This window comes from Caproiciproducens sp. MSJ-32 (genome assembly GCF_018918055.1).
Lineage (GTDB): Bacteria > Bacillota > Clostridia > Clostridiales > Clostridiaceae > Clostridium.
In genome coordinates, this window is record NZ_JAHLPS010000063.1 from 22,827 (window position 1) to 29,166 (window position 6,340).

The following is a 6,340-nucleotide window of genomic DNA, read 5'->3' on the forward strand; positions in this document are numbered from 1 at the left end:
ATTCTTAAGAATTTCTAAAAAAAGTGCACAGCTCCTAAGAACTGTGCACCTTTTTTATTCAATTTCTATTCTTGAACTTTCTTCAATTGATTTTTCTATTTTTGGTAAAATTACTTGAAGAACTCCATCTTTATACCTTGCTTTAATATTATCTTTATCAAGGTTTTCTATATAGAAAGTTCTAGATACCTTGCCATAACTTCTTTCTTTTCTTATATAATTGCCTCTGCTATTATCTATAATTTCTTCTTTTACAGCTGAAAGTGTTAGGTAGTTATTCTTATATTCAAGATTTATATTTTCCTTATTATACCCTGGTAATTCTGCTTCTAGTAAATATTCATTTTCAGTTTCTTTAATATCAACCTTAATATCTGAAACTTTTCTTTCAAAAACATCATTAAAGAAAGAATCTATTCTTCTAAATTCATCAAAAGTATAAGGAATTAATCCAAACATAACCACAACCTCCTTAATATAATATTTTATATTTATTTTCTCTTTACACTTGTATTATATTATTAAAGTCAAAGAAAGTCAAGGTTAATTTTTTTAGTCTTTTTGTCTATTTTAATAAAATTTTATGCTATGTATTAATATTTTAATAAAATAACTTATATTGCTCTTTTTTAAGAAATTCACAGCTAATTTAACTATAGTTAAAAGGGAGCTGCTTTCTGCTGCTCCCTTAATTATTATTTTAATTTCCATATTTCCTTATTATATTGTTCAATTGTTCTATCAGATGAGAAATATCCTGCTTTTGCTATATTGATTAAAGCTTTTTTATTCCATATTTCCCTAGATTCATAATCTTTAAATACTTGTTCTTTTGTCTTAATATAATCTTCTAAATCAAGTAGGGTCATAAACCAATCCTTATTTATTAATTCATTATATAATCTATTTAAATTATCCTTATCCCCAACTTCAAGCATTTTATCACTTACTAGGAAATCTACTAATTCTTTAATATTTTCTTTTTCATAATATTTTTTTGACACATAATCTTTATTCTTATAGTGTTCTATAACTTCCTTACTTGATGCTCCAAAAATATATATATTTTCATCACCAACTAACTCATGAATTTCAACATTTGCTCCATCATCTGTTCCTAAAGTTAAAGCTCCATTCAACATAAACTTCATATTTCCTGTACCTGATGCCTCTTTAGAAGCTAAGGAAATTTGCTCAGATACATCACAAGCTGGTATTAATTTTTCTGCCTTAGTTACATTATAATTTTCTATCATAACAACTTTTAAATGCTTATTGACTTCTTCATCTTTTTCTATTATTTCTTGTAAACATAAAATTGCATGAATTATATCTTTAGCTATAACATAAGCTGGAGCTGCCTTTGCACCAAATATTACTGTAATAGGCCTTTTCGGAATATTTCCCTTTTTAATTTCTAAATATTTATAAATTATATATAAAAGATTCATTTGCTGTCTCTTATATTCATGAAGTCTTTTAATTTGAATATCATATATTGAATTTTCATCTATTTCAATATTTTGTGTTTCTTTTAAATATTTCTTTAACTTAATTTTATTATTAGTCTTTATATTATCTAATTTTCTTAAAACTTCTTTATCATCAGCATATTTTAGCAAAACTTCTAATTTGCTTGCATCCTTTTTATATTCATCTCCTATTAACTCTGAAATAAAATTAGATAATTCATTATTACAATGAAGCAGCCATCTTCTAAAGGTTATTCCATTAGTTTTATTATTAAATTTTTCAGGATATATATCGTAAAATGGCTTTAATTCTTCATTTTTTAATATTTCTGTGTGTAATTCTGCCACTCCATTTACACTATATCCATAATGAATATCCATATGGGCCATATGAACTCTTTCATTTTTATCAATAATATAAACTCTTTCATCACTATATTTAGCTCTTACCCTATTATCTAATTCTCTTATAATCGGCATTAATTGAGGGGCAACCTTATCTATATACTTAATAGGCCACTTTTCTAAAGCTTCAGCTAAAATTGTATGATTTGTATAAGCACAGGTTTGACTAACTATATTAATAGCTTCCTCTGTGCCAATTCCCTTCATTCCTAACAAACGAATTAATTCAGGAATTATCATTGATGGATGTGTATCATTTATTTGTATAGTAACATATTCATATAAATTTCTAAGATCATAACCATTTTCTTCTGCTTCTAATAAGATTAATTGAGCTGCATTACTTACCATGAAATATTGTTGATAGACTCTTAATAAATGTCCTGCCTCATCACTATCATCAGGATATAAAAATAAAGTTAAATTTTTCTTTATATCTTCCTTATCAAAGTCTATACCATCTTTTACAATGTTTTCGTCAACAGTATCTATATCAAATAAATGTAATTTATTTTTTCCATTATTATATCCAATTACATCAATATCATATAAATTTGACTTAACTTTAAAGCCTCCAAATAAAACGTCAAATTGTATATCTGTCTTAGTAAGCCAGCTTTCTTTAGTTATCCAAGGATTTTTTTCTTCCTTTTGTTTGTTATCTTTAAACACTTGTTTAAATAAACCAAAATGATAATTTAATCCTATCCCATCTCCACTTAATCCTAAAGTTGCAATAGAATCTAGAAAGCATGCCGCTAGTCTTCCAAGACCACCATTACCTAATGAAGGTTCTAATTCAATTTCTTCGATTTCACTTAAATTTTTGCCATTCTTCTCTAAAATATTTTTTATATCATTATAAATTCCTAAATTTATTAGATTATTTGATAGTAATTTTCCTATTAAAAACTCTGCAGATATATAATATAATTTTTTATTTCCTTTAATAGAAGGTGTGTTTTTAATTTTATTCTTTGTTAATTCAAGTAAAGCTAAATATATTTCCTCATTACTTGCTTCTTTTATTGTCTTATTAATTCTTTCTTTTAAAATTATTTTTAAATCATTTTCTATCATATATCTATCCCACCCTTTTGTATTATTAATTAACCCTTACAGCTTTATAATATCAATTATCTTAAGGCGGATTTGTATATTATTAATTATTTTTGTATATTTTTAATATAACTTTTATCATATTTTCTATATAACATAAGAAACTATATATTTATATTTTGATTTTATTTTAGGATTTATAAATTTAAATTCGCCTATAACTCCTAATTCTTGCAAAGACAAATCTAAATGACATAGAGCAATTCCTATATCTATTTTATTAATATCTGTTTTTTCATTTGAATAGATATGAATAATATTCCCTTTCTTTAAAATTCTTATGTAAAGTTTAAATAATATAATCTTCTAAAGAGTTTAAATTATTTATTATGATTTTTTTAGTTCCTACAGCCTCAATTATGCCTTCACTTTCTAATAAACTTAATTTTCTGCTTAATGTTTCTCTTGCAATTCCACAATAATTAGCCATTTCCTCCCTATTAAGAGGTAATTTAATTTCTACCTTACCATTTACTTGTTCTTTCCCATATCTATCTGCAAACTCTAACAACATACAACATATCCTTGCTTCAGGATTATTATTTGATAAATTACTTGTTAGATTTTCTACTTCTATTAATCTCTTATTTAATTCTGAAAGTAGCTTTAAAGAAATAGTTGGATTCTTAAATAATAATTCATTAAAATCTTCTCTTGAAATTGTACATACTGATGTATTTTTAACGGCAATTGCTGAAACATTGCTTTCAAGAGTATCTCCTAATATATTGCTTTCTCCAAGAAAATCTCCAACAGTTAAAATATTTATAATTTGCTCCTTACCATTAGTTGTACTTTTAGTTATTTTAACCATTCCTTCATTTATTATAAATAGCTTGGATACCTTATCTCCTTCTAAAAACAAACTTTCTCCCTTTTTAAATGACATATGTTTTCTTATATTTATAACCCTTTCTAATTCTTCTTCAGAAAGAGATTCAAAAATCGGTACTTCATGGGCATATAATCTGCTTGCACATTTTTCGCAACAATGATTGCAACTCAATACAATTCCCCCTAACTAATAGTTTTCTTTAATATTAATTATACTATAAAATATAATTTTTAAAAATTAATATTATTAGCTAGGAGGAATTATTCTAATTATAATTATTCAATATTAAAAACTAATTCGTTTGGTGTAAATGTACAATACCCTAAAAGATCGCATCTTTCCTTCATTTCAGCCCATTTTTCTTCGCTAGTTATAGTTTCTAAAGCTGTTGGGTATAGTATATAATTTTCTTTAAAAATATGGTCTCTTAATTCATATACAATTTCACCAGAAATTTTCTTTAATTCAGTCTTATATTCTTCAAAATCCATAGTGGCTACTGCATCACCTAATTCTCTTAAAGCTTTCTTTTTCTTTCTTAACCCCTCATGTTCCATTCTCATTATTCTTGTTGGACCAGTTACTCCCTTTGCTTCAACTTCTGGGAATAATACATTTTCTTCTCTTCTATGATGAGGTTCTGCATTTAATAAATTTAACGCTAGTTCTGGAATTTTTCTAAATTCTTCTCTGTTAGCATCATACTTATCCATAGATAGTATTTCCTTGGTGGTTTTTTCTATTTCATCTAAAAATCCTAAAATTAAATCATGTTCTTCAACCATTGTGAATAACAGGTGCCCCTTGCTTATATTACTCTTTAATTTTTCAAGCTCATCTTTTAAAACCATCATATGAATTTCGCATAATGTTCTTAATTCTGCTGGATCCATACCATCATCAATTAAGGATTGTTCTGCCATAGAAAGTTCTAATGGACTTATTGCTTTAACCAATTTTAAGCCTTTTGCCTTTAATTCATCTGTTAGTCCTTCTTTATTTAACTTTGATAAAAATGTTGTTAATTGCTTAATTTTATCTTCATCAACAGCTCTATTATGAGTTCCATCTAATATAAATCTCTTCTTTTCCATAATTATTCTCCTTTTTTATTCATAATATTATTCTCTAAAATCTTTTAAATAAGATATTGTTTTCTTTATGAATGTGAATAAATAAGTCTTTTTCAAGATCATGCATCTTTAAGTATACTAGTTTAAATGTTGTACATGCCCATTCTGGAATTCTATAATCATCTGTAATTTCTGCTAATTCCTTAAGTATATCTCCAGCCGCCTCATGTTCATCAATAAAGGACTTTATCTCTTTAGCTAATTCTTCTTTTTTCACTTCATCTTTTGAATTTTCAAATTCTATCATAGCAGGGAATAGAATTTTCTCTTCTTTTATTAAATGTTCTTCTAATTCAGCTTTTAATTGTCCAAAAAGCTTATGAACTTTAATTAGTGTTTCTGGCATATGATGAAAATGAACTTTAAATATTTTTAATAGTAATGGATCTATTTCCTTTAGTAATTGGAATGTAGCTGCATGATGTGTATTAATTATATGATAAATTAAATCTTCAGATGTTTTTTCATTCCAATCTACATATTCTTTATTATTAAATTTAAACTTTTCAAATTCTTCATTTATTTCTTCTATAAATTTTTCAACATTAACTCCCTTTTCTAATAGTGCTTCTTCTAACTTTTGACTACCTCCACAACAATAATCTAAATTCATTTCATTAAATCTTTCTACAATAGCAGGATAAATAATTACGCATTCTCCTAAACTTAAATTAGCATTTAATTTATTCATATAATACCCTCCAAACAAGTTCTTTATTCTTTATGTGTATATTATATAAACATTTGACATATAAAACTGTGATTATAGTCAAATTTATTGATATAAATAAAAAGAAATACAATTGTGTAAAATCAATTGTATTTCTTTTTGATCATCTAATATTTAAATTAAATAAGTTATACTATTTGTTGAAGACAAGATTTTAAATCTTCTTCTGGTGTACTAATAGGTTTTAAACCAAAAGTATCAACTAAATATTGCAACACATTTGGAGATAAAAAGGCTGGTAATGATGGTCCTAGATACATATTTTTAACACCAACTGATAATAAAGCTAAAAGGTCTGCTACTGCCTTTTGTTCATACCATGATAAAACTATTGATAATGGTAATGAATTTACATCTGTATCAAAGGCATCTGCTAAAGAAGTCGCAATCTTCACTGCTGAATAAACATCATTACATTGACCAAGATCTAATAATCTTGGTAAACCACAAACTTCTCCAAATTCTAATTTATTAAATCTATATTTTCCACAAGCAAGGGTTAATCTTGAATTCGGCAAGTAAATTTTAAAAAAGTTTCTACTTGCCATTTTTGTTTTCTTTATGAATAAATTTACATTTATTATGATATTTTATACCGTTAGGTCTTTTTTTGAGTATACTTAATAAACCCAAATAACATTTGGAT

General features: G+C 25.7%; 5 protein-coding genes and 1 pseudogene. All 6 read right to left on the reverse strand.

The genetic code is table 11. The features are described from left to right. Positions 1-54: 54 nt before the first annotated feature. Complete coding sequence (locus tag KQI16_RS07405) at positions 55-459, reverse strand: Hsp20/alpha crystallin family protein (RefSeq protein ID WP_216433235.1); 405 nt, start codon at positions 457-459, stop codon at positions 55-57. A 236-nt stretch (positions 460-695) separates the two neighbouring features. Continuing rightward, positions 696-2,957, reverse strand: a complete 2,262-nt coding sequence (locus tag KQI16_RS07410; RefSeq protein ID WP_216433237.1) for a glycogen/starch/alpha-glucan phosphorylase — start codon at positions 2,955-2,957, stop codon at positions 696-698. A 328-nt stretch (positions 2,958-3,285) separates the two neighbouring features. After that, the gene (locus KQI16_RS07415; protein ID WP_119865375.1) at positions 3,286-4,002 is read right to left on the reverse strand and encodes a Crp/Fnr family transcriptional regulator; all 717 of its coding nucleotides are present in this window, start codon (positions 4,000-4,002) and stop codon (positions 3,286-3,288) included. 104 nt (positions 4,003-4,106) lie between these two features. Next, the gene (locus KQI16_RS07420) at positions 4,107-4,925 is read right to left on the reverse strand and encodes a DUF438 domain-containing protein (protein WP_119865376.1); all 819 of its coding nucleotides are present in this window, start codon (positions 4,923-4,925) and stop codon (positions 4,107-4,109) included. Between the two features lie 34 nt (positions 4,926-4,959). Beyond that, complete coding sequence (gene ric / locus KQI16_RS07425) at positions 4,960-5,655, reverse strand: iron-sulfur cluster repair di-iron protein (RefSeq protein WP_119865377.1); 696 nt, start codon at positions 5,653-5,655, stop codon at positions 4,960-4,962. A gap of 167 nt (positions 5,656-5,822) precedes the next feature. Then, positions 5,823-6,197, reverse strand: a pseudogene (locus tag KQI16_RS07430) (hydroxylamine reductase); the annotation flags it as partial. Positions 6,198-6,340 lie beyond the last annotated feature (143 nt).